Source organism: Bradyrhizobium sp. SZCCHNR1053, from assembly GCF_032381235.1.
Lineage (GTDB): Bacteria > Pseudomonadota > Alphaproteobacteria > Rhizobiales > Xanthobacteraceae > Bradyrhizobium.
This window is the reverse complement of sequence record NZ_JAUHJM010000002.1, coordinates 75,702-98,647: the sequence shown is the minus strand read 5'-3', so window position 1 is coordinate 98,647 and position 22,946 is coordinate 75,702. Positions and strand designations below refer to the sequence as shown.

General features: G+C 66.5%; 18 protein-coding genes. 9 read left to right on the top strand and 9 right to left on the bottom strand.

The window, feature by feature from the left end:
* Positions 1-52 precede the first annotated feature (52 nt).
* Complete coding sequence (locus QX051_RS05390; protein WP_315775376.1) at positions 53-715, top strand: hypothetical protein; 663 nt, start codon at positions 53-55, stop codon at positions 713-715.
* Positions 716-815: 100 nt separating this feature from the next.
* Here QX051_RS05390 and QX051_RS05385 read toward each other — a convergent pair whose 3' ends face one another.
* Complete coding sequence (locus QX051_RS05385) at positions 816-1,238, bottom strand: hypothetical protein (protein WP_315775375.1); 423 nt, start codon at positions 1,236-1,238, stop codon at positions 816-818.
* A gap of 131 nt (positions 1,239-1,369) precedes the next feature.
* Here QX051_RS05385 and QX051_RS05380 point away from each other — a divergent pair.
* From QX051_RS05380 to QX051_RS05370, 3 genes are all read left to right on the top strand, one after another.
* Positions 1,370-2,559 (top strand): IS3 family transposase gene (locus QX051_RS05380; protein WP_315775374.1). Its coding sequence is split into 2 segments (ribosomal slippage): positions 1,370-1,619 and positions 1,619-2,559, totalling 1,191 coding nucleotides; the frame shifts between segments, so codons are not numbered across the junction.
* Positions 2,560-2,911: 352 nt separating this feature from the next.
* Complete coding sequence (locus QX051_RS05375) at positions 2,912-4,849, top strand: hypothetical protein (RefSeq protein WP_315734284.1); 1,938 nt, start codon at positions 2,912-2,914, stop codon at positions 4,847-4,849.
* Between the two features lie 128 nt (positions 4,850-4,977).
* Complete coding sequence (locus QX051_RS05370; protein WP_409998067.1) at positions 4,978-6,552, top strand: hypothetical protein; 1,575 nt, start codon at positions 4,978-4,980, stop codon at positions 6,550-6,552.
* A gap of 1 nt (position 6,553) precedes the next feature.
* Here the strand turns inward: QX051_RS05370 and QX051_RS05365 are convergent, their stop codons facing one another.
* The 3 genes from QX051_RS05365 to QX051_RS05355 form a co-directional block, all read right to left on the bottom strand.
* Positions 6,554-7,762 carry a CoA transferase gene (locus tag QX051_RS05365; protein ID WP_315775373.1) on the bottom strand — a complete coding sequence of 403 codons (1,209 nt, stop codon included), beginning with the start codon at positions 7,760-7,762 and terminating at the stop codon, positions 6,554-6,556.
* A 252-nt stretch (positions 7,763-8,014) separates the two neighbouring features.
* The gene (locus QX051_RS05360; RefSeq protein ID WP_315734280.1) at positions 8,015-8,215 is read right to left on the bottom strand and encodes a cold-shock protein; all 201 of its coding nucleotides are present in this window, start codon (positions 8,213-8,215) and stop codon (positions 8,015-8,017) included.
* Between the two features lie 253 nt (positions 8,216-8,468).
* Positions 8,469-10,196: an adenylate/guanylate cyclase domain-containing protein gene (locus QX051_RS05355; RefSeq protein ID WP_315775372.1), complete on the bottom strand. Its 1,728-nt coding sequence runs from the start codon at positions 10,194-10,196 to the stop codon at positions 8,469-8,471.
* A gap of 224 nt (positions 10,197-10,420) precedes the next feature.
* Here QX051_RS05355 and QX051_RS05350 point away from each other — a divergent pair, with 224 nt between their 5' ends.
* A complete protein-coding gene (locus QX051_RS05350) occupies positions 10,421-11,926 on the top strand; it encodes a glycosyltransferase family 39 protein (RefSeq protein ID WP_315775371.1) in 1,506 nt (501 codons plus the stop codon).
* 3 nt (positions 11,927-11,929) lie between these two features.
* On the opposite strand, the gene QX051_RS05345 is transcribed toward QX051_RS05350, so the two are convergent.
* Entirely contained in the window at positions 11,930-12,958 is a 1,029-nt protein-coding gene (locus tag QX051_RS05345) for a TIGR01620 family protein (protein ID WP_315775370.1), read from the bottom strand.
* Complete coding sequence (locus tag QX051_RS05340; protein ID WP_315775369.1) at positions 12,955-14,418, bottom strand: YcjX family protein; 1,464 nt, start codon at positions 14,416-14,418, stop codon at positions 12,955-12,957. Before QX051_RS05340 ends, QX051_RS05345 begins: the two co-directional genes overlap by 4 nt.
* 192 nt (positions 14,419-14,610) lie before the next feature.
* Here QX051_RS05340 and trhA point away from each other — a divergent pair, with 192 nt between their 5' ends.
* Entirely contained in the window at positions 14,611-15,306 is a 696-nt protein-coding gene (trhA, locus tag QX051_RS05335; RefSeq protein ID WP_315759485.1) for a PAQR family membrane homeostasis protein TrhA, read from the top strand.
* A gap of 24 nt (positions 15,307-15,330) precedes the next feature.
* Positions 15,331-16,122 carry an SDR family oxidoreductase gene (locus QX051_RS05330; RefSeq protein WP_315775368.1) on the top strand — a complete coding sequence of 264 codons (792 nt, stop codon included), beginning with the start codon at positions 15,331-15,333 and terminating at the stop codon, positions 16,120-16,122.
* 786 nt (positions 16,123-16,908) lie between these two features.
* Here QX051_RS05330 and QX051_RS05325 read toward each other — a convergent pair.
* A complete protein-coding gene (locus tag QX051_RS05325; protein WP_315734268.1) occupies positions 16,909-17,382 on the bottom strand; it encodes a MarR family winged helix-turn-helix transcriptional regulator in 474 nt (157 codons plus the stop codon).
* A gap of 86 nt (positions 17,383-17,468) precedes the next feature.
* Here QX051_RS05325 and QX051_RS05320 point away from each other — a divergent pair, with 86 nt between their 5' ends.
* Together QX051_RS05320 and QX051_RS05315 are read left to right on the top strand one after the other, a co-directional pair.
* Positions 17,469-18,266 carry an SDR family NAD(P)-dependent oxidoreductase gene (locus tag QX051_RS05320; protein WP_315734267.1) on the top strand — a complete coding sequence of 266 codons (798 nt, stop codon included), beginning with the start codon at positions 17,469-17,471 and terminating at the stop codon, positions 18,264-18,266.
* Positions 18,267-18,689: 423 nt separating this feature from the next.
* On the top strand, positions 18,690-20,384 hold the full coding sequence (locus QX051_RS05315; RefSeq protein ID WP_315734265.1) for an outer membrane beta-barrel protein: 1,695 nt from the start codon (positions 18,690-18,692) through the stop codon (positions 20,382-20,384).
* Positions 20,385-20,812: 428 nt separating this feature from the next.
* Here the strand turns inward: QX051_RS05315 and QX051_RS05310 are convergent, their stop codons facing one another.
* Complete coding sequence (locus tag QX051_RS05310) at positions 20,813-22,618, bottom strand: hypothetical protein (RefSeq protein WP_315775367.1); 1,806 nt, start codon at positions 22,616-22,618, stop codon at positions 20,813-20,815.
* 4 nt (positions 22,619-22,622) lie between these two features.
* Positions 22,623-22,913 (bottom strand): hypothetical protein, encoded by a 291-nt coding sequence (locus QX051_RS05305; protein ID WP_315775366.1) that lies wholly within the window; start codon positions 22,911-22,913, stop codon positions 22,623-22,625.
* Between the last annotated feature and the right edge of the window lie 33 nt (positions 22,914-22,946).

The window sequence follows — 22,946 nt, the reverse complement described above, 5'->3', positions numbered from 1 at the left end:
GGAGTGGGTCGAAACTCGTTCTGCGAGATAAGTCTTTTTCGGGAGAAGTCGCGTGATTGAAAGGGTCTGGGTGAGTGACTGCTTCATGGACTCTTCCAATATTTCGAAATTCAATCTGAACCCGGATGACCAGGGCAAGGATTACTGGCAAGATACCGAATATCGGGAAGAACTGGACCGTCTGGACAAGCTCATGCGCAAGCACGAGGACGGTGAAACGTTGACGGAAGATGAGCGTCCGAAGCGGGCCTACCCGAGGTACAAGGATCGGCGTATTGGAAAGTTGTCCGATTTCTTTCGGGTCAATGCCTTCATCGTTGTCTCTTCCGATTTTGCCGAAGTGCTTGGGAGATTCGACCTTGGAAAGGGCGGCCTGTCCAACATAGAGCTCTATCAGGGCAATCGCGTCGAACTGGTGCCGGGGGCCTGGTATTTCCTAAATCTCGGATGTCAGAAGCAGACCTTTCGTTCCGGGCGATCAACCGGCGGTTTCGTTCAGCCGGACTTGTGGCCCAAGGGCAAACTGATGGTTAGCTTGCCCAAAGACAACCAAATTGCGGTCGGGGCGGCAGCTCTGGAAGGTTGTGACCTCTGGACCGACCCGAGCCTTGCGGGTGCGCTGTTTCTGAGCGGGCGGCTCGAGGCTGCGCTGAAGGCCGCGAAGCTGACCCGTAACGTGCGGCGAGCACGGTGCATGATCGTCAATGAAGATTGAGGGGCGCAATGGGCTGAAGCCAGAGACCTCGGCATCTCTCGCAAGGGAGTTGAGGTGACAGTCCTGGACCGCAAACTTAGTTCGTGGATGGAGAGGCTTGTTAATCATCGATCACGCGCTGGGACAGCGGAACGACCGGTGGAGGCTCGGGGGCGGCCAGGAAGTTGAGGTGCTCCGCAAAGCTGCCTCTCCGATCGACGTCCATCTTCAGGCCGATACGCCCCGCCAACCTGTGGCGCGCGGCGGCGAACCAGCGAAAAACCTCGTAGAATATCGGGCAGTGGCTCTCATATCCAAAATGAGGGATCCCCACGAGACACGGTTGACCGAACCCCATTTCTTCATGATCACGCCTGGTGCCGTCGCCGTGTGAGGCATTCCATCTGATGTCGGCGTTCTTCGACACCACAAGATCGCCAGCGAAGATCGAGATGTCGTGGACGATGCTGATGCCGTGATATGGACCGGTCCACGCCGGCTCGTAGTCATGAATGGCTGAAATGACTTCGCCGTCGCTCGGCAACAGGTGTCCGCCATATCTGAATATCCAGCTGTCGAGTGTCGGCAGAAATCGGGTCCGATAGCGTCAGCTTGACCTTGCCCCTGGGGCTTAATCCAGTTTGAAGTTCGTTCTGGCCCAACGAGGACCAGAGCATGAAGCGCAGCCGCTTTACGGAAGAGCAGATCATTGGGATTTTGAAGGAGCACGAGGCTGGCGTTCCGGTCGCCGATCTGTGCCGCAAGCATGGTGTGAGCGACGCCAGCATCTACAAGTGGAAGGCCAAGTTCGGCGGAATGGACGTCTCGGAGGCCAAGCGGCTGAAGACGCTGGAGGACGAGAACACGCGGCTCAAGCGGCTGCTGGCGGACGCCATGCTGGACAATGCCGCCCTGAAGGATCTCCTGGGAAAGAAGTGGTGACGCCCGCGGCGAAGCGGAAAGCTGTCGCACATCTCGTGGGCGTTCACGGGATGAGCGAACGGCGGGCGTGTAAAGCCATCGGCTGTTGCCGCATGACAGTCAGATATCGGACGAGCCGGGCCGATGATGCCGGGCTGCGGCAGCGCATGAGGGCGATCGCCCATGAGCGTCGCCGCTTCGGCTATCGTCGCCTGCACGTCCTGCTCAAGCGGGAGGGCTATCTGGTCAATCACAAGAAGCTGTTCCGGCTGTACCGGGAGGAACGGCTCACGGTGCGCCGCAGAGGTGGCCGCAAGCGCGCTATCGGGACGCGAGCACCGATGACGGTGCCGCTGCTCTCGAATGATCGCTGGTCGCTCGACTTCGTGTCGGATCAGATGACCGACGGCCGGCGCTTCCGCGTCCTGACCGTGGTCGACGACTGCACCCGCGAATGCCTGGCGCTGGTGGCCGACACCTCACTCTCGGGCGCCCGGGTCGCTCGGGAGCTGGACCGGCTGGTGGCCGAGCGCGGCAAGCCCAAGATGGTGGTGAGCGACAACGGCAGCGAGTTCACGAGCAATGCCATTCTGACATGGACCGATCAGAGCCGTGTCGCCTGGCACTACATCGCACCGGGGAAACCCATGCAGAACGCCTTCATCGAGAGCTTCAACGGCCGCCTGCGGGATGAACTGCTGAACGAGACGCTGTTCACCTCGCTCGCCCAGGCCCGCGTTGCGCTCCGATGCTGGCAGACCGACTATAACGACTCTAGGCCGCACTCCCAGCTCGGATGGAAGACGCCATCCGCGTTCGCCGCCACCTGCAATCCGCGTCGGGATCTGGCGCTGCGCTATGTCGAGAGCTCCGCGCCAGCTCCCGCCGCTACCACCGCCCGGATGGGCACATCCAACCGCCCGAACGAACTCAGACCTGGATAAAACTTGGGGGCAAGGTCAGCCAGTCGGCACCCGGCCTTCCCTGCGCCCTCCGACTAATGAGGAGGGAATGATCGTCAAAGCTCGGGCGCCATCGCGCCGCGAGAGCGGCTCCGTTCGTCTCCGCGTCGACCGCGCTACGCCGTGTGCCGAGCGAGCCTGCTGCCACCGGGCGAGGCCGCCCAGAGCTGAATATTCGGGCACCGCCCGCCACATCTGCTCCACTTTGTCGGCGCAAATCCGCCCGGTATGAATCCCTAAAACTCAGGTAAGCCTTCCAAAAGTAAGATTTTGGCAATCAATCGAACGCTAACTAAGGTTACCAAGTGCTCAACGTCATGCGGAGACTCTGAACGTGAGCGACCAAAAGCCCGAACGGGCCAGCCTTGGCGTGGCCGATACGACTGGCATGGCCAGTGCGAGTGTCGACCTGATGCCGAAGACATCCGCGTTCCCCGATGCAGTCGACTTGGCCGTGCCTGCGATCGCGACCGTCGCCCCGCCCATGATCGCGCCGGATCACGAAGCGCCTGCGGCTGACCGTCCGGGCATCGACCCCAAGGCGGCGATCGTGGAAGCGGTGACCGCGCCCGAGCCGCAGGCCGAGGCCAACAAGTCTGAGATCAAGACCGAGATGACGGCCGACACCGAGATCGGGACGATCAGCGTCAAGCCGGTCAAGCCCGAGCAGGTCAAGGTCGAAGCCCTTACGGCCGAGCCGGAAAAGATCGAGCCCGCCAAGATCCAAGCGGCGAAGCCGGAGCGAGCCAAACCAGAGCCCGCGCGGCTCGACCTGGTCAAGTCCGACAAGGGCAAATCCGACAAGGTCAAGCCCGAGCTGACCAAGGCCCAGGCGGCGGGGGGCAACCTTGCGGCGACGGGCAAAGTCGAAGCCGCAGCGAGCTCGAGTGCTGCGAGATCTCCCTCGACGATCCTGGATCTGATCAGGACGGAGCCGGTCAAGTCGGAGCCGATCAAGACGGCTGCGGCCGGTGAGCTCCTCAAGGTCGAGACACCGAAGCTGTCGATGCTCGCGGCCAATGCGCCGAAAGTCGGCCCGATGGCGGCGGCTGCGCCGAAGCCGGAGACGGCCATCAAGCCGGACGCGCCGATCAAGTCCGTGGCTGCCACCAAGACAGAAGCCGTCGTCCGGCCAGAGCCGGCTGCCAAGCCGGAGACTGTTGCCAGGCCAGAGACTGTCGCCAAGTCGGAGGCCAAGTCGGAGCCCGTTGCCAAGCAGGCATCCGCGGCCAAACCCGAGGTGTCCGCGACGCGCCCGGTCACGCCAGTCCAGGCGGATGCCGGACCGGCGACCAGGGCGGGTGCTTTTGCCGCGGTCGACAAGGCCGCGGCCTGGGCCAAAGCGAAGTTCAAGACCGAGCCTTTCAAGTTCAATGCGGCGTCCAAGCCGGCGGCCGCTGCCGCAACGGCGGCCAGCGCGACCGCTGCCGGAGCGGCGCTGCCGCCTCCGCAGCCGGGCCAGGCCCCGCCGCCGCATGCCGTAAACGGCAGGCTCGGCCTGCCGGCCATGGCTGCGATCCTGCTGCTGTCGATGATTGTCGGCGGCGTTGCCGGTGGTCTGGTCACGGCCAAGTTCGTCACGCGCTCCGGCGGCGGTGACGTGGCCGATGCGGCGGCAGGCGAGGCTACAGACTCCACGCTTGGCGCGACCGTGGCGCGGATCGACAATGATGTCGCCGCGCTGAAGGCGAGCCTCGACCAGACCAATCAGACCAGCCTCGTCGAGCTCAACAAGTCCGCCGAGCGTCTCGACCGGCTCGAGAAGATCCTGGGTGACCTGTCGACGAAATCGTCGGCCAAGCCGAGCGAGCTGCAGCGTCTGAGCGAGGCCGTGGACCGGCTGCGCGCCGCGCAGGCGTCCGCGACCGCGCAGGCCCCCGCGCGAGACAGCGCCGCGTCCGTGCCGCAGGCGGTGGGCGCGATCAATGCGGCGGCGCCGCCCGCGGGCGTGGCGAGCCGGGCCGACGCGGCCAGGACCACCGAGGCAGCCAGGACCGAAGCAGCAAGGGCAGAGGCGAGCCGGGCCGAGCCGGCGAGGGCGGAGACCGCTCGCCCCGAGCCGAGCCGCGCGGAGGCCACCAAGCCCAAGGTCGTCGAGGGCTGGGTGCTGCGCGACGTCGGTCGTGGTGGCGCGCTGATCGAGGGCCGCGGTGGCCTCTACGAGGTCTATGCCGGCGATCCCGTGCCGGGCCTCGGCAAGGTCGACGCGATCCGCAAGCAGGACGGCCGCTGGGTGGTCGTCACCACCAAGGGGCTTGTCGTCGCACGCTGACGGACCATCTGTTTTTGGAGACGAATCTGGACGAAGCGCCTCACCGCGACGTGAGGCGCCTCGTCGCACAATTGTCCGAAGCCGCCCGCCTTTCGGCTATCTTCGAGGACTAGCAGGCCCTCAATTGCATGTTCGTGGAAGCGAGGAGGCGCGTCTTGCGACTGTCGGTATTCGGCCTTGTCATGCTGTGCTGCGGCCAGCTCGCTCATGCGGACGAGAGCGCGCCGATCGAGCGCGGCGCCGCCATCCTCGAGCCGTTCGCGCTGCGTGAGCTCGACAACGGCGCGTTCGGCCTTGGGAAGATGCTTGCGCGCGCGAGCGATGCGCCGCTGACCGACGCGGCATTGTTTGCGCTGCCGTCGATGATTCCCGTGCGCAAGGCGCTCGACGCGGAGTTCGACCGCTATGTCGACAAGCACAAGACCACGCTGCCGAACGAGAGCATTGGCGTCGGCACGTCCTACGCGTTCCAGCTGTTCGACCGCACCATGCTCGATTCGTCCGATGCCCGCTTCGTGCTGGCCGGCGTCGTCAATCGCATGGATCGCGCCTTCGTCGATCCCGACCATTGCGGCGAGGTGCGGCTGCTGTACCGCCTGACGCGGACCACGCCGCCCGAGGCCAAAGATGGCGAGGTCGCCTCGCCGCGGCTGCCGATGACGCTCAACATCGTGCTCAAGGCGCGCAGCGATGCGGAGGCCAAGAGCAATTCGCCGAGCTGTGCCGAGATCGCCAAGCGCTGGCTGGCGATGTCCGATCTGCAACTGACCGGCCCGGAGCTTGCCGCGAAGCTGACGGCGCCGGACGGCCCGCTGGCGCTGATCAGGCCCGAGAACATCCACCGCATCGAGACCAACCTGCAGATCGCGCATGCGCCGAAATCGGCGATCCGCGATTTCCGCACCGACTACATGATGAAGGTGTTCGACTATCAGGCCGCGAGCGGGACGTTCGAGGAGGCGGTGCTGGAGGATCAGGTCGATCGCGACCGGCTGCTGGCGGATGCCGCTCTGGCGCGCGAGTTCAAGGCCTGGCTGCTCGACCCGGTCCATCTCGGCGAGCTCGACCGCGGCACCGCGGTGATCCCCGAGCAGTTCCTGGCCAAGGTTGCGGTGGCGCCGACCCCGGTCGGATTCGTCAATTCCGATCTGCTGCCGGCCTACGGGCTGGTGCAGGGGAGCGCGGCCGGGCAGGGCGCGGTGTTCACCGAGGCCGACGTGGTCGGTGCGCTGGAGAAGGCGGCCGCGCAGGGCATCGTGCTGGAGAACATCCGGTCGGTCGCGGGCTTCGAGCGCCGCCTCAACGATTCGAGCTGCGGCGGCTGCCATCAGACCCGCGGCATCGGCGGCTTTCACTTTCCCGGCGTCGACTGGATGGCGGAGAAGCCGTCCAACACCGTCGTGGTGCCGGGCTCGCCGCACTTCTTCGGCGACCAGGTCCGCCGGCGCGACATCCTCACCGCCTTTGCCGAGGGGCGGACTCCGGATTTCTCGCGCGGCTTCGCCAGCCGCCCGCAATTGCGCGGCAGCGATGAGCTCGCCGGCACGGTCTACAACGACGGCTGGGGCGGGCATTGCTACGCGAGCCACGCCGCGGCCGCGGACAATGACAGGAGCTTCTCGACCTGGACCTGCGCCGCGAACCTGTCCTGTCAGACCGGCCCGGCGACGCGGTTCGGCATGTGCTTCGTCGCGACCCGCTAGCTCAGGCCACCGCGCCGCGCGCGCGCAGGTCGCGGATGGTCTCGTCGTCGAAGCCGGCGCTGCGCAGGATCTCGTCACTGTGTTGGCCTATGCCGGGCGGCTTGCGCGGGGTGACCTTGCGCTGGCCGTCGATGAAGATCGGGCTGTTGACCGTCAGCATGGTGTCGTTCTCGAACGGCACCAGCACCTCGTTCTCGATCATCTGCCTGTCGTTTGGAATGTCGTCGAGAATGCCGACCACCCCGAACACGAGCCCGCTGCCGTCGAGGATCCGGCGCCATTCGGCCAGCGGCCTGGTCGCGAACACCGCGTCGAACTCGTGGATCAGCTCGACCGAGCGGGCGTGGCGATCGGCCTTGGTGACGAAGCGCGGATCATCGATCAGCTCCTCCCGGCCGAGGCAGCGGGCGAGGATCGGCCACTGCTTCTCCTCATTGAGGAGCGACAGCATGATCCAGCGGCCGTCCTGGCACTTGTAATGATTGGCGACCGCGTTCAGCGCGCGTTCGCGTGGCCGCCGCTCGACGAAGGTCGCGCCGCAAAGCTTGGCCTGAGCAAGCACGGAGGCCGCCCAGACCCCGTTCGCCATCAGGTTGGAGGCGACATGGCAGCCCTTGCCGGTCTTCTCGCGCTGGTACAGCGCCGTGACGATCGCGCCATAGAACGCCATCGCGCAGGGGTGGTCGCCCATCCCGGCGACGGAGCGGGCGGGTGTCGTGCTCTCGTCGGCGCGGACCAGGTCCATCAGTCCGGAGCGCGCCCAATAGGCATTGCTGTCGAAGCCGGGTTTGTCGGCTTCCTCGCCCTTCTCGCCATACCCGGTGAACGACGCATAGATCAGCCGCGGATTGAGCGGCGCCAGCTTTTCGTGGGTGAGGCCGAGCTTGGCGCGGACCGACGGCGGGAAGTTGGTGATGAAGACATCGGCTTCACTCACCAGCCGCTGCAGCACGGCTTGAGCTTCGGATTTCGAAAGATCGAGCGCGAGGCTCCGCTTGTTGCGGGCTTCGAGATACCACGCGTAGTTATGCTCGCTGCGCGGATAGCCCGGCAGGTTCGGCAGGTTGCGGTAGGGATCGCCGGCGCCGGGCGGCTCGATTTTGATGACGTCAGCGCCGAAATCGGAAAGAACGGTGGCGGCTGCAGGGGCTGCGATGAAGCTCGCGCAGTCCAGCACCTTCAGGCCATGGAAAATGCCCTTGTCGTCCATGATGCGTCGCTCCCGTCGCTTGTTTCCGCGCGCTGGAATTCTGCTGACGGCGCGGTTCGAGGCGCATTTGACCCAGGTCGGGCGAGCGAGGCAATGGCGGGGAGGGAGCCGAAACTACAAACAAACGTAAAGATGTGATCAGGAGCGGGCACCGCTCCTGTCTATTTCGACGTGTCGACAATCATGCTGGCTTGGTGAGGGAAACGATCGCGCCGAAAAGCCGCGAGGCGGAATGGCGCGCCAATTGGTCCACTACACTTTCAGGTTCTCGGCCGAACTCCTGCCGCGGTTGGCGATCTCGTCGTACTCGATCGTCTGGCCCTCGTTGAGGGTCGTCAGCCCGGCCTTCTGCACTGCGGAGATGTGAACGAAAATGTCCTTGCCCCCGGCCGCGGGCTGGATGAAGCCATAGCCCTTGGTCGGGTTGAACCACTTGACCGTACCTTTAGCCATACGTCGCCTCCGCGGGACCAATCCGAGTACGAGCCGGCGGTCCCCGCAAACCGTCAGGCCCGAAATTCAAGACTACTGCGGTTGCGACAGGCGTGATAGCGCAAACAGCGGGCGGTTTTGGCCCGAAATGATCGATATCGTGGCGGCTTTGCGGCTTTTGACCGCAGCGCCACCGTTCCGCCAGTCACCGCGGACCCGCTGCAACCGTTCTCGGTATGACAGCGCAGGCTGCAAACAGGTTCAACGCAACGCGTCATGCAGCGGCCCCCTCGTCCGAGAGCATCGCGAGTTCGCCGGCATCCATGGCCGTCCTGACGCGCATCGGCTCGGCGCGGCCGCGAATCTCGACCTCGCGCTGCGGCAGCACGTCGGAGGCGAGTCGCGCCCGCGCGTAGACCTCGTCCGAGATGATCACCTGGCAGCCGAGGGTCTTCGTCATGTCCTGCAGTCGTGATGCGACGTTGACGGCGTCGCCCAGCGCGGTGAACACCATGTGGTCGCGATAGCCGATCTCGCCGACGATCACCTCGCCGCCGTGAATGCCGATGCCGAAGCGGATCGGCTCATGCAGATCATGGCTGAGGAACGCGTTCAGCTCGGCGATGTTGGCCGCGATGTCACGCGCCGCCTGGATCGCCTGGCCGCAGGCGACATGTGAATCGGCGGCTAGTCCGAACAGCGCGAGCATACCGTCGCCGACGAACTGATTGGGCTGCCCGCCATTCGCCAGCACGGCCTGGGAGACGGCGCTGAGGAAGCGGTTGACGATGAACACCACGTCGAACGGCAGCCGTTTCTCAGCGAGGCCGGTCGATCCGCGCATGTCGACGAACAGGCTGACGAGGTAGCGCTCCTGCCCGATTCCGGCACGCGAGCTGCCGCGCTCGCCGGGTGTCGGGTTCGGCATGAACAGTTGAAAGAATGAGAGATCGTCAGTGGGGCGCAACTGACAGGCCAGCCTGACCGACGGGTCCGCCGCGCCGATCTGCGCGAGGACGAAGGCCTCGCGAGGCGAGGGTGGCGGCAGCGCGCCGGGATCTCCGATCACCCTGATGCGGCAGGTCGAGCAGCGCGCGCGGCCGCCACACATGCTGGCATGCGGTACGTTGTTGCGCAGACTGGCCTCGAGCACGGACAAACCCTTTGGCACCCGGATGGAGCGGCCATTGTTGTAGGACAGCGTGACCATGCCGCCACGTCGCTCATGGACCGCTCGCACGCCGCGCGCGGCGAGCGCCAAGCCGATCAGGCCGCCATAGCCGACCAGAAAGCCGTTCATGATGGTCTCCAGCACCGCCTGTTCAGATGGCGTGCCGGTCTGCTTCAATGAAAGATTTTCGGCACGCCACTGCGGTGTTGCGTTGGCGGCGATGACGTCTCGGCCTCCACGGTAGAAGCCGAGCAGCGCCAGCGCCGGGAGCAGCACGGCGCAGGCGAGCAGCCACGGCGCCGCGCGCCTGTAGAACGGCTTGAGCCGTAGCCAGAAATGCAGCCCGATGCAGCCATGCGCCCATGACGTCAGCAGGGCTGCCGACATCAACCAGATCCGCCAGGACGGGCCGGTCCAATACGAGTACAGAACCTGCGGGTACAGCTTCTCCTGTCCGTACAGGGTCTGTCCGATGCGGACGCCGGCGATGTGGCTGAAGATCAACGCGGGGATGCTGAGGCCGAGCAGCAGTTGCAGCGGTTCCATCGTGCTGCGGCTGAATTGCCGGCGCTGATAAAGCGCCCACACGCCGAGCCCGCCATGGGTAAGAACGGCCGCATAGAACAGCACGGCGATCGGAAGAAACTGCCAGAACGCCACATGATAGGACACGCCCTCGGCGAGCGCCTGCAGCGAGATGTTGCCGAGCGCATGGTTGAGAAAATGACTGAGCAGGTAGCTGAAGAGTATGAAGCCGCAGATCAGCCGCACCTGCCGCACACCGATGCCGCGACAGGCGGACTGCAAACGATGGTAAATCGAAATGGTCATGTGGTCCGTATGATCTGGAGCCGCAATGCTAGAGATTTATTCCCTGTTGCCCTAGAGGGCTGGTGGCGGCGGTCATCCGGCGGCGCGAGCTGCGCGCGAACGTTGACTCGCCCGGCGGAGTCGGGGAAAAGCACCGCGTGACGGCCATTTCCCCAGGCATCGACAGCCCAAAGTCTCGGTCCACGCGCGCTGCGTGGCTGATGGCTGCGACCGTGATCGCAAGCATGACGATCTTCCGCGTCGTCTATGCCGGGACGCTCGATCTGCGCACCGACGAGGCCTATTACTGGACCTGGTCGAAGGAGCTGCAGCTCTGCTTCCTCGATCATCCGCCCATGATCGCCTGGTTCATCCGGCTGGGCACTGCCCTGTTCGGCGACACCAATCTCGGCGTTCGCTTTGCCGGCATCCTCGCGATGGGGGTGACGCAGCTCCTGCTCGCCGACATCGTTCGCCGTACCACTCACGATATGCGGGCCGTGATCCTCGCGGTGCTGCTGCCCGAGGCGGCGCTCTACTATGGCCTGCTGATGGCCAAGGTGGCGCCGGACGTCGCGGCGATCCCGTTTGCACTCGCGATGATCTGGGCGCTGGTGCGCCTCGCCGAGAGCGGCGATGGCCGCTGGTGGCTCGCCGCCGGACTGTTCGGTGGACTGGCGCTGTTGTCCAAATTCACGGTGGTCATGCTGCTGCCGGGCGTGGCGGCGTTCCTGCTCGTTCCGGCCTGGCGCAGCCGCTGGCTTCTCAGTCCCTATCCATGGTGTGGGGCGCTGATCGCGCTCGCCGTGTTCTCGCCGGTGCTGATCTGGAACGTTCAGCACGACTGGGCCTCGTTCCGCTTCCAGTTCGTTCGCGCCACGGCGCCGCATGGTTTTTCGTTGCGGACACTGGGCGATTACATCGGATTGCAGTTCGGACAGGTCGGCTTCGTCCTGCTGCCGGTCACATTGTCGGCGCTGAGTTTCACGGCCTGGCGCGGCTATCGCACGCGTGAGCCGGTCGCGATCCTGCTGTCGACGGCGGTGCTGGTGCCGTTTCTCTACTTCCTCTGGAAATCGTTTACCTTGCGGATCGGCGACACCTGGCCGATGTTCATGTGGCCGATCGGGTTTGCGGCGGTCGCGATCAACATCGTCAAGCTGCCGCAGGACGGCGCGCCCGCCTGGTTCGTCCGATCGACCGTGCGCTGGGCGCGGATCGCCGTCGTCAGCGGCATCGCCATGGTGGTCCTGATCTTCCTCTACTACGTCGCAGCGCCCTGGAATGTCCTCGGACGAGCCGATCCGATCGGCGCCGAGGCGGGCTATCAGCAGGTGGCGGCGCGCGTTGAGCAGGAACTGGCAAACACTGGCGCCACCTGGATCGCAACCTCCGACTACCGCACCTACGCAATGATGCGGTGGTTCTTCAGAGGGCACGTGCCGGTGGTCCAGATCAACGAGCGTGCCCGCTTCATCGGCTTCCGTGATCCCGGCATGGACCTGATCGCAGGACATGCCGGCCTCTATGTCGTGCGCGAGCCGGACAATGCCGGCCCGCTGCTGGCGGACACGACCGCGCACCGCGAGCCGCTCGGACATGTCGAGCGGAGCTGGCGCGGCCGTGTCATGGACACTTACGCGTTCGGCAAGCTGACGGGCTGGACGCCGGAGCTGGCGCCGCCACCGGATTCGCCATTGTACCCATGGCGCTGGCTCGCCGGTGACCCCGATCACACGCCGCGGGCCTGAGCTTCATTCCTGGTCCTCCTGCTTGCGCAGGAGATCCTTGGCGAGATCCGCCAGCGCCGGCCGCGGCAGCGCGGCGAACGGCATCGGCCGCGTCACGTCGATGGCCGCGAGGCCGAGCCGCGCCGTGAGCAGTCCGTTGAGCACGCCTTCGCCGAGCCGCTGCGACAGTTTTGCCGCGATGCCATGCCCCAGCACCTGCTGGATCAGGCTGTCGCTCGCGGCCATGCCGCCGGTGATGGCGAGATGCGCGACGACGTGGCGCAACAGGCTGATCATGCCGAGCGCGCCGGGACGGCCGCCATAGAGCCGCGCGAGCTGGCGGATCATCCGCAAGCTTGCCACGAAGACGAACAGCACGTCGATCAGCGCGCGCGGGCTCACGGCCGTGACCACGGAAACCCGTTGCGCCGCGACCGACACCAGCCGCCGTGCCTCGATGTCGAGCGGCGCCATCAGCTCGCGCTCGGCGAGCTTGATCATGTCACCGCCGTCGATGATGTCGTCGGCGTGGCCGGCAAGCGCGGCACGCGGACGCGCCAGCCGGGGATTGGCATGTGCGATCCGCAGCAGCTCGGCGACCACCTCGCGGCTCTCGGCGCGATCGTCGGACAGCAGCACCGCAGCCGCGCGCTGATGCAGCTTCTCGATGGTGGCGAGCCGCACCAGCCCGTAGGTTTCGCGGGCAGTGACGGCCGCCAATGCAATCGCGGCCGCGGCCGCGAACCCCGCGCCGACATAGCCGAGGGCTTCGCTGCGGGCGAACAGATCCTCGATCAGTCTGACGACGCCGAGGCCGAGGCCGAGCAGGACGAGGCCGGCGACCGAGCCCCAAAAAAGCGCGCCCCAGCCAAAGCCGCGCCGCGCCGGCAGTATGGTCTCGACCTGCACCGGCAGTTGCACCGGATCGGCCTCCGGCGTGATCTGGATGGTGCCGCGGCCCGGCCGGGTGGCCTCCTCGGCATCGACCACGACGACGTCGGGATCGTCGAGCCGGAAGGTCTGGGGACGACGTGGCTTGGCGCGTTCGCTCATTGCAGCCGGTCTCCGATCAGGAACTGAAGGGCGCGGTCCATGCGGATATGGGGCAAAGCGGGCTCGGCGCCAGCATCTGGGGTCAGCAAAGGCGGGCGGAACCGAAGGAAGCGGAAATCGGTCCCGTCGGCGGCGGCGCTCGACAGGCCGCGATAGGCGCCGCCCTTGAACAGCTCCTCGGCGTCGGCCGGCAGCTCGCCCGGAAAAGTGGCGACCTCGGTGTTGCCGTCGAAGATCTCGCCATTGGCGCTTTCGCCGGCCGCCGGCGTGCCGAGCAGCGAGGGGAGCTTGTCGCGGCCGCGGGCGACCAGCGCCTCGCGCGTCGCCCTGACCGCGGCCAGCGCCACGACGTCGATCGCAGCGCCCGTGCTTTCGGCGCGCGCGACGGCATGGTTGACGGCACGCCGCAGCACCGCTTCGAGCCGGTCGTGGCTGGTGTGATGCAGATGGTCGGCCTTGGTCGCCGCGAACAGGATGCGGTCGATGCGCGGCCGGAACAGCGCCGTCAGCATGTTTCCGCGCCCGACGCGGAAGCAATCGAGAATGCCGGTCAGCGCGGCCTCGAGATCATGCAGCGCCTCGGGGCCGGCATTGAACGCCGCCAGCGCGTCGACCAGCACGATCTGGCGGTCGAGTCGGGCGAAGTGGTCGCGGAAGAACGGCCGCACCACGATGTCCTTGTAGGACTCGTAGCGCCGCGCCATCATCGCCCACAGCGATCCGCTCGGCGGCTGGCCCTCGGCCGGCACGTCGAGGGGCGCGAAGGTGAGCGCCGGCGAGCCCGCGAGATTGCCCGGCATCAGGAAGCGGCCGGGCGGCAGCAGGCTCATGGCGAAGCGCTCGTCGCGGCAGGCGCGCAGATATTCGGTGAACAGCCGCGCCGCCTCCAGGGTCGCCGGCTCGTCCTCCTGGCCCTCGGGGACGAGCGTCGCCAGATGCGCGTGCCAGTCCTTGGCGACATGGGCGCGCGGCTCGCTGCGCGACAGCGCGAGGCTTTCTTGCGCCCACTGCTCATAGCTCTTGTTCAGCAGCGGCAGGTCGAGCAGCCATTCGCCGGGATAGTCGACGATGTCGAGCGTGAGCGTCCGCTCGGCGCCGTTGGCGCGCTGGAATTCGATCACCAGCCTGAGCTCGCTGATGTCGACGGTCGAACTCGGCCAGCGCCGCTCGGCGACCAGCGCCCGCAAATGACTCTCATAGGCAAAGCGCGGCACGCCGTCGTCGGGTTGCGGCGTCAGATGGGCGCGGGCGATGCGGCCCGATGCCAAGGCCTCGAACACCGGCATGCGCCCGCCGCGAACGAGGTCATGGATCAGCGCCGTGATGAACACGGTCTTGCCGGCCCGTGACAGCCCGGTGACGCCGAGGCGGATGGTCGGGTTGAGGAAGCTCTCGCCATAATCGAGCAGGGCACGGGCCGAGAGCCGCGCTTCCTCGACGAGTTCGGAAAAGGTCACCATGGGAGGAGGGGGAATTCGCCAGTTGAAAAGGACGTGAGCGATTTTTGACAGGTGGCGATGCAAAATGCCGGATTCAAGCTCACAATTCCGGCCCGTTTCCGGATAGAACCAGACTTTGAACGGAACGTTGACCACTGGAAACCATAATCCTTCCGGCACAATTGTCCCGGAAAACCGGCACCAGGTTCTGACATGACCGTATTTCAACTGAAGCAGTTCGCCTCGACCTCCGTCCATGCCGCCACCGGCGCGATGCGTTGGAACTACGACAAGGTCGAGATGATCGCGGACGGCGTCGTCCACGTCGTCGGCATCGCCGCCGGGCTGGTCGCCGCAACCGTGCTCGTCGTGCTGACCTCGATCTATGCCAGCGCCGTCGACATCGTGGTGGTGTCGATCTATGTCGCCGGACTGCTCTCGATGCTGACGCTGTCGGCAACGTATAATCTGTGGCCGGTGTCGCCGACCAAATGGGTGCTGCGCCGCTTCGACCACTCCGCCATCTACGTGCTGATCGCAGCCACCTATACGCCGTTCATCGCCGCCCTGAAGGATACGGTATTCTCGGCCGCGCTGCTGCTCGGTGTCTGGGGCGTCGCCATCTTCGGCATCGTGCTGAAGCTGCGTTGGCCCGGGCGCTTCGATGCGCTCTCGATCGGCCTGTATCTCGCGCTCGGCTGGAGCGGCGTGATGATGTACGACCGGGTGATCTCGGTGATGCCGGCCTCGGTCCTGGCCTGCGTGCTCACCGGCGGCATCCTCTACAGCCTCGGCGTCATCTTCCACTCGTGGCGGCGCTTGCGCTTCCAGAACGCGATCTGGCATGGTTTCGTGTTGCTGGGCGCCGGCTTTCACTATACCGCGGTGCTCGATCTGGTCTTGACCTAGAAAATTCCACGAGGAGGGCTTTGCATGCAGGTGACCGGCAAGATTGTTGTGGTCACCGGCGGAGCCCGCGGCATCGGCAAGGCGCTGTGCGAGGCCTTTGCGAAGGCCGGTGCCGCCAAGGTGATCGTGGCCGATCTCGACGAAGCCGGAGCCAAGGCCGTCGCTGATGGTATCGGCGGCGCAGCCTTCAGATGCGACGTCTCCCAGGAAGCCGACATCCGGCACGTGATCGAGGAGACCGAGCGGCAGTTCGGACCCATTGCGCTGTTCTGCTCCAATGCCGGCATCGGCGGCGGCTTCGACCCGTTGTCGGTGAATGCCGGCGGCACCTCCGACGAGCCGTGGGCGCGCAGTTGGGCCATCCACGTGATGGCTCATGTCTATGCGGCGCGGCATCTGATCCCGCGCTACAAGGCGCGCGGCGGCGGCTATTTCCTCAACACGATCTCGGCGGCCGGCCTGTTGTCGCAGGTCGGCAGCGCGCCTTACTCCACCACCAAGCATGCCGCGGTGGGATTTGCCGAGAACCTCGCGATCTCGCACAAGGCTGACAACATCAAGGTCTCGATCCTGTGTCCGCAGGGCGTCGACACCGACATGCTGCGCGCGATCCCGAAGGGCCCGCAATCCGGCGACGGCGATCTGACGCCGGAGCAGGTCGCGCAGGACGTGCTGAAGGGCCTTGCCGAGGAGAGCTTCCTGATCCTGCCGCATCCGCAGGTGCTCGGCTACATGCGCAAGAAGACCGAGAACTACGACCGCTGGCTCGGCGGCATGGCCAAGATCCAGGCGAAGGTGCGCGAGGAATTTAAGTAGGTCCAAGGGGAGAGGGCGCATTCACTTGCACCGCGTATAAGTTTGCGAATTTTAAGCGTGTAGGGTGGGCAAAGGCGCGCGGGCGATACTGTGTGCATCATGCCGCGCTCCCTCGCGCGCCGTGCCCACCATTTGCTCCGCGTGCGGAGATCGACGGTGGGCACGCGACCGCCCTGCGGGCGGCTGCTTTGCCCACCCTACGGCAGTGTCGCTCAGGCTCGCCCGATTCACATCTCAAACAGCTTCTGACACGACCTTACGCCCTCGCGGCGGATCACGCCCGAGTGGTTCGGTCGACACGACCCTCCAACACATGGGAGGGCGCAGGGAATGCCGGGTGAAGGCCTCACCCATGGCCCGCCTGCAGCAAAAAATGCAGGCGGCAGGTACCACAGGTGCAGCCGATCACCGGCATTCCCTGCGCGATGGTCTTCACGCTTATACGCAGTCTCCCTGGTGCGCCGGGCTGTTGGCCACCATTGTCCGCGCGGCGCATCAGCGCCATCGCGAACGTAACACCAGCATCGGGGTGTCAGGACGCTGCGACTTCACGTCCGCGGCCACGCCGTTCGTCCGCGTAGCAAGCTACGCTGCGGCATGGCCACGGCCATCGCATCCCGCCTCGCGTGTCGTGACGATCGCGCGCAACGCCCCTCCGTGGTGAGGCGGGATGCGCGGAAAGATCGTCCTGATTTGCCCGACGACGCAAGGCCGCATGCTGCGGCATTTCAACACGACGGGCAGTTTCGTCATGGTGCGTATGCGCAATCTGCCCGTCGGGCGCGCTCATGGCTCCGACGGCTGCATGTCCTGCTCTGCCGCGCGCCAGGCTTCGAGCGCGCGGGCGTACAGCAACAGGCCCTCGCACACCGTGCGCTGCTCGGCTTTCGACAGCGACGACAGGGCGCCGCGAACCTGTTGGCGGCCGAAGGCGTGCAACGTGCCGAGCGTCTTCCGTCCCTTCGCGGTGAGGCAGAGCGGCTTGATGCGGGCGTCGCCGGAATCGATTGTCTCCTGCAACTCGCCGCTGTCGATCAGCTTGCGGACCATGCGGCTGATGCTGGATTTCTCGAGATGCAGGATCGTGCCGAGCTGCATCGCGGTCAGCGGGCCGCGCAGGCCGATCTCCAGGATGGTGTGGACCGCCGACGGCGGAAGGTCGGTGGCGGCCAGCGTCGATTCCATGAAGCCGAGCTCGCGCACCATCAGGCGCGAGGCGGCGCGGATGTCGTCGACGAGCGTGAGATCGGGATCCGGCATCTTGACTCCTGCCATATAGTTGTATCATACAACAAATAGCCGATGCAACGTGGCATCGACGACGCCATATCGCCGGAGGGTCGGAGATGGGTGATACGCAGCTCACGGCCGAGGCACGCTTGACCGCGGCGTCGCGCATGCAGGGGCAGGTCTGCCTCGTCACCGGGGGCGGCTCCGGCATCGGCCGCGCCGCCGCCTTGAAGCTCGCCGCCGACGGCGCGGAGGCGGTCGTCGTCGCCGGGCGGCGCGAGGCCGAGCTGGCCGATACGGCGGCACGATGCCGGGCGCTCGGGGCCGAGGCCCTCGCGGTGAAAGCCGACGTCACGCGCGAGGACGATGTGGCGAGCCTGGTACAGGCAGTGCTGGAGCGCTACGGCCGGTTGGATGCGGCCTTCAACAATGCCGGTGTCCAGGAGCGCCGAGCGCCGATCGAGCAGCAGGGCAACGGCGTCTATGCGGACGTGTTCGACGCCAATGTGCGCTCGGTTTTTCTGTGCCTGCGCGCGCAGTTGCCGATCATGTATGCGCGCGGCCGGGGACGCATCGTGATCAACGCCTCCGTCAGCGGCGTGCGCAATCCGAATGCGGGGCTTGCGCTCTATTCGGCCTCGAAAGCGGCCGTCATTTCGCTGACGCGATCGGCCGCGATGGAGGCGGCACCGCGCGGCGTCCGGATCAACGCGATTGCGCCCGGACGTGTCGTCACCGACATGATGCTGCGCGCCGGTGTCGGCGACGTCGCGACCGTCGCCGCCGGCCTGCCGCTGCGCCGGATGGGGCAGCCTGAGGACATCGCCGAGGCCGTGCTGTGGTTGTTGTCGGACGCGTCGTCCTACGTCGTCGGCCACGTTCTGGCGGCCGATGGCGGCTTCTTGGCTTCCTGAACGGCGGCAACGGCGCAAGACCCGCGATCGCCGAAGCCGGTCTCGGGCGAATGATCGTCGAAACGACATCATGCCGAAGTCCGAATTTCGCCGACTTTGGCGAAGCCCGCGCAACGATTGTCCTCATTTCAACTAATTAGTGCTGTCTGCGAACGCGGAGATGCCGCGGCGCCGCTTCGCGGCGGTTCATTGCGAACACCTCTCAATCTCGCCTGAAATCGTCCCAGCTCGGCAAAACTTCCGCCGACGTTTGCCGGCTATCTGCAAGGCAAGGGGAGCTCGTCGCGAGCATGCGCTGCGTAGTCGTTGCGGCGGCGCCCCGACCTGACGTCGTCGCGTGATATTGGCATACTCTCCGGCATTGCTTTGCAGGCTCATTCACGACAAAAGACCGGCGCGTTCGCGGTGCGGACCAAGCGGCTCATGGTGACGCGATCCCACCGCGGGGTCACGCTCGCGCTCGTCGAGGTGCTGCTCTTGACCGTGATGGTGGTGGATGCCGCGTCCGGACAGCAGACCATCAAGGCCAAGCCGACGGACGTCGTCCCGGGACGCGCCGATCGGCTGTTCTTCCGTCACGTGACGGCGCGCAGCATCTACTACAACGTTCCGCGGATCACCAACGACAGCCGGACGCTGATGATGCGCCAGGACCCGCGTGGCGTGAGCGCATTGTTGCGTCCGGTGCGGGAGGCCGGCGCGCCGTCGCTGGCCGCGCCAGGCAGGCCCGGCGCGTCGGTCGGCAGCTTCGGATTCTCCGCGTTTCAGCCCGCCCGTGGTGCGCGCGTGGCCACGGCCGAGCCGGCGCGAGACGCTCAACGCGCCGCGCCGCAACCGGCCGCACGGCAGATCGCGGCAAAGCCCGCGGCAGCCGCCGGGGCGCCGCCGGCCAAGCCGGACGAGACCGTGGCAGCCGCCCAGCCCGCGGCCGTGCTGCGCAACCGCGACGTTCTTCCGGATCGCAATCTGAACACGGTGAAGCCGCAGCCGGTGACCGCCGATGCGAAGCCCTACGATCCGACGGGGATGACGGTCGGGTCGTTCCTGGTGAAGCCGGCCGTCGAGATCCTGGCCGGCTATGACACCAATCCCACCCGGCGCAACGGCGGGCAGGGCTCACCGGTCGCGATCGTGGCGACGGAGGTCGCGGTCCGCTCGCAATGGGAGCGGCATCAGCTCAACGCCGATTTCCGCGGCGCCTATACCGAGGACACCAACGTCCGCTCCATCAGCCATCCGACCTTCGAGGCGCGCGCGCAAGGGCGCTACGACGTCACCGAGGGCACGGCCGTCACCGGCGAGGCGCGTTTCGTCAACGACGCCTTGACGCTTCCGGGCGCGCTCAAGCTGCCGCGGGCCACCAGCTTCGGCGGCAGCGCCGGCGTGCTGCAGAAGATCGGTCCCGCCGAGATCGCGTTCAAGGGATCGGCCGACCGGGTCGTCTTCAACGATGCTGTCATCACGGCCAACGTGCCGCTGCGGACGCAGGATCGCAACTACACCCAGCCGGGCGCGCAGGTCCGCGTCACCTATGTGCTGACGCCGAACATCTCGCCGTTCGTCGATATGAGCTTCGATCGGCGCAACCACGATCTGCAGGTCGACTTCAACGGCCAGCGCCGCGATTCCAGCGGCATCACCGCGCGTGGCGGCGCCGTCGTCAACATGGGATCGCTGACCGGCGAAGCCTCGGTCGGCTATCTCACGCGCCGCATGGACTCGCCGCTGATGCCGAACGTCAGCGGCGTGATCGCGGATGCGACGCTCGCATGGGCCGCGACCGACACCACGACCTTCGTGCTGGTGGCGCGCTCGCAGGCCTCGGAGACGCCGGCGATGAACGTCTCGGGCATCCTGTCCCGCGACGTGATCCTGCAGATGGATCATCAGTTCGAGCCGTGGCTGATCGGAACGCTGCGCGGCGGCTACGGCCAGGATCAGTTCGTCGGCATCGGCCGCGTCGACCAGCGCATGTTCGTCGCCGCCGGCGGCACCTACAAGATGAACCGCAACGTTCAGCTGAAGAGCGAGGTCCGCACCGAATGGACCCGCTCCAACATCGCGCTCAACAATTTCATGGCGGTGGTCGGCGTCGTCGGCGTGCGTGTCCAGTACTGAGCGTGTGATGGGGGCCGTTTGGCTGACCGTCGTCGCCAACATCACCGCCGACCCGCAGGGCTATTGCAGATGGCCTTCCCATGGCGGCGTCCTCCGGGCCTCATGGTTCTCAGGGCGATGCAGAGCATCGCCTGAACGCGCCGAAGAGCGGCGCTCCTCATGAGGTCTGGCTCCGATACCGGCGCTCGAAGGATGGCCGCGACATGATCGCTCGGTCGCGCACAAAAAAAGCCCCGCAGGGGGGCGGGGCTCAAGGCATGGCATGCCGGGCGGTGGGGGGGGGGGACCGGGGCGCGTCTCACGCGGCGGGGTGAGGTCAGGTCGCCGACGCGTGCGCCGTCCCCGATCGGTTCGGCATGTGGCTGGTGATGGTCTTGTTGTTATGAGCGGGTCCGCGCTGCCGGTCGGCGACGCGGACCGCAATCGCGTTACTGCTCGAGCGCGGCCAGCGCAGCGTTGCCGATCTGCTGCGCCTCGGCCCAGGCGGCCTGGGTCGCCTGCTGAGCGGCGGTGTAGCCGGCCTGGATCTGCTGTTGAGCCGCCGCGCGCAGCGCCCCCTCCTGCTGCTCGCCGGTTTCGCGCGCCTGGGTCAGGGCCTGGTTGTCGGCGTTCAGCGTCGCATTGGCCTGGTTGAAGGCGTTGGCGGTGGTCTGCGCCTTGGCCTGGGCCGCCGCCAGCGCGGCCTGGTTGGCCGCATTGTTGGCACGCTCGAGGACCTCGGCGGCCTCCTGCGCATCCTGCTTGGCCTGCTGTGCCGCCTGACGCGCCTGCTCCAGGGCCTGCCGGTCGGCATTCACCTTCTGCTCGGCCGCTTCCACCGTCGCATCGATCGTGCCGATCTTCTGGTTCAGCGCGGCCTCGACCGTCTTCTGGTTCTGGGTCGCAGCCGCCTGCGCGGCCTGGGTCTTCTGCTGGGCGACCGCGCGGGCCTGCTCGCCGGTCTTCAACGCCGCCTGCAGCGCGGCCTGCTCGGCGGCTTCCTGGGCCGCCTGGTTCTGCTGGTTGCTGTTATTGTTGTTGTTGCCGCCGTTGCCGGCCGCCGCTCCGCCATTGTTGGCATTGCCGCCATTGTTGGCGTTGCCACCATTGTTGGCGTTGCCGGCGGCTTGGCCGGCCTGCTGGGCCGCCTTCGCGGCGGCCTCGGCGGTCTCGCGCGCCGTGTCCTTGGCGGCGTTCGCGGCTTCCTTGGCCTCGTTGGAGACGTCGATGTCCTTGTCGAGCTTCTGGAAGGCGCTCTGCAGCGCGGCCGAGGCGGCCGTCAGCTTCGCGGCATTCGCCGTCGCCGCCGCCTGGTTGGCCGCGGTTGGGTTCTTCTCGGCCTGCTCCTGGGCCTCGATCGCGGCGCCTCGTGCGTTCTGCTCGGCCTGACGCGCGACATCGATCGCCTTGCGGTCGGCGGCGACCTGCGCCTCGGCGGCGGCGGCGGTCTGCGCGGCGGCCGCGGCCGCCGCGTTGGCCTTGGCGACGGCATCGGTGCTGCTCGACGCCGCGGCAGCCGCCTTGGCCGGGGTTGCTGCGGCGGCAGGCGTGGCGGTGGCCTTTGCGAGGGCGACAGTGGTGGTTGCCGCCGCTGCGGCGGCCGCGGCCGGCTTGGCAGCGCTCGTGCTCGTGCCCGTGGTGGTCGCGGTTGCAGTCTTGGCCGTGCCGGTCGTCGTCGTTGCCGCGGTGGCGGCCGCGGCGGGCTTGGCTGTGCTGGCCGCCGTAGTGGTGGCCGCGACGGGCTTGGCCGCGGTGCTGGCCGTTGCAACCGTGGCCGTCGGGGTTGCGGCGGCGGTCTTGGCTGCCGTGCTCGCTGCGGTGGCGGCTGCCGTTGCTGCGGCCGTGGTGGCCGCCTTGGCGGCGGCGCTGGTCGCGGCCTTTGCGGCGGCGTTGGCGGCGGCCTTTGAAGCGGCGTCGGCTGCGGCCTTGGCGGCGGCGTTGGTTGCAGCCTTTGCAGCGGCGTTAGCTGCCGCCTTTGCAGCGGCATCGCTCGCCGCCTTCGCCGCAGCCTTGGCAGCGGCGTCCTGCGCCGCCTTGGCGGCGGCAGCGGCTGCGGCCTTCGCCGCCGCATCCTGCGCCGCCTTCGCGGCGGCGTTCGTGGTGGCCGAAGTGGCAAGGGCGGTGGTCATGGCCTGCGCATTGGCCTGATGCGGCAGCGCCATCATCGTCAGGGCGGTCATCAGGGCCAGCACGCTGACATGGCGATAGAGATCGGTCCTCGACGCTGCGGTTTGAAGGTTCTTCTTGTCCGCCATCAGCTCAACTCCCTTGGTACGCTGGATTGGATGATGGAACCTTTTGAAAATGATTTTGGCTTGCAGCATGGTCGGACCTTGCAAGCAGCAAGGCGTCCGCCTGCAAGCTGACGGCAGGATTTCGCGATGTTTGCGGCGAGCCGGCCGCGACGAGATGGCGCAGGGGAACAGAAAGCTTTTGAAACAAGCGGTTGCCGTCGGTACGCCGGTTGCACGGTTGCGGCGGGCCGATGAGCATTTCGCGGCGAGCCATGCTGCCGCCATTGAAGATGCGACGCATTGTCGCATATGTCATGATTGACAAGTCGTCCGCTGTGCGAACGTCGGA

What these genes read in the sequence shown, in the direction of transcription:
- QX051_RS05370 (WP_409998067.1), top strand. Translation starts at nt 4,978, where the DNA reads ATGTTCGTGGAAGCGAGGAGGCGCGTCTTGCGACTGTCGGTATTCGGC.
- QX051_RS05365 (WP_315775373.1), bottom strand. Translation starts at nt 7,762, where the DNA reads ATGGACGACAAGGGCATTTTCCATGGCCTGAAGGTGCTGGACTGCGCG.
- QX051_RS05360 (WP_315734280.1), bottom strand. Translation starts at nt 8,215, where the DNA reads ATGGCTAAAGGTACGGTCAAGTGGTTCAACCCGACCAAGGGCTATGGC.
- QX051_RS05355 (WP_315775372.1), bottom strand. Translation starts at nt 10,196, where the DNA reads ATGACCATTTCGATTTACCATCGTTTGCAGTCCGCCTGTCGCGGCATC.
- QX051_RS05350 (WP_315775371.1), top strand. Translation starts at nt 10,421, where the DNA reads ATGACGATCTTCCGCGTCGTCTATGCCGGGACGCTCGATCTGCGCACC.
- QX051_RS05345 (WP_315775370.1), bottom strand. Translation starts at nt 12,958, where the DNA reads ATGAGCGAACGCGCCAAGCCACGTCGTCCCCAGACCTTCCGGCTCGAC.
- QX051_RS05340 (WP_315775369.1), bottom strand. Translation starts at nt 14,418, where the DNA reads ATGGTGACCTTTTCCGAACTCGTCGAGGAAGCGCGGCTCTCGGCCCGT.
- trhA (WP_315759485.1), top strand. Translation starts at nt 14,611, where the DNA reads ATGACCGTATTTCAACTGAAGCAGTTCGCCTCGACCTCCGTCCATGCC.
- QX051_RS05330 (WP_315775368.1), top strand. Translation starts at nt 15,331, where the DNA reads ATGCAGGTGACCGGCAAGATTGTTGTGGTCACCGGCGGAGCCCGCGGC.
- QX051_RS05325 (WP_315734268.1), bottom strand. Translation starts at nt 17,382, where the DNA reads ATGCCGGATCCCGATCTCACGCTCGTCGACGACATCCGCGCCGCCTCG.
- QX051_RS05320 (WP_315734267.1), top strand. Translation starts at nt 17,469, where the DNA reads ATGGGTGATACGCAGCTCACGGCCGAGGCACGCTTGACCGCGGCGTCG.
- QX051_RS05315 (WP_315734265.1), top strand. Translation starts at nt 18,690, where the DNA reads ATGGTGACGCGATCCCACCGCGGGGTCACGCTCGCGCTCGTCGAGGTG.
- QX051_RS05310 (WP_315775367.1), bottom strand. Translation starts at nt 22,618, where the DNA reads ATGGCGGACAAGAAGAACCTTCAAACCGCAGCGTCGAGGACCGATCTC.
- QX051_RS05305 (WP_315775366.1), bottom strand. Translation starts at nt 22,913, where the DNA reads ATGACATATGCGACAATGCGTCGCATCTTCAATGGCGGCAGCATGGCT.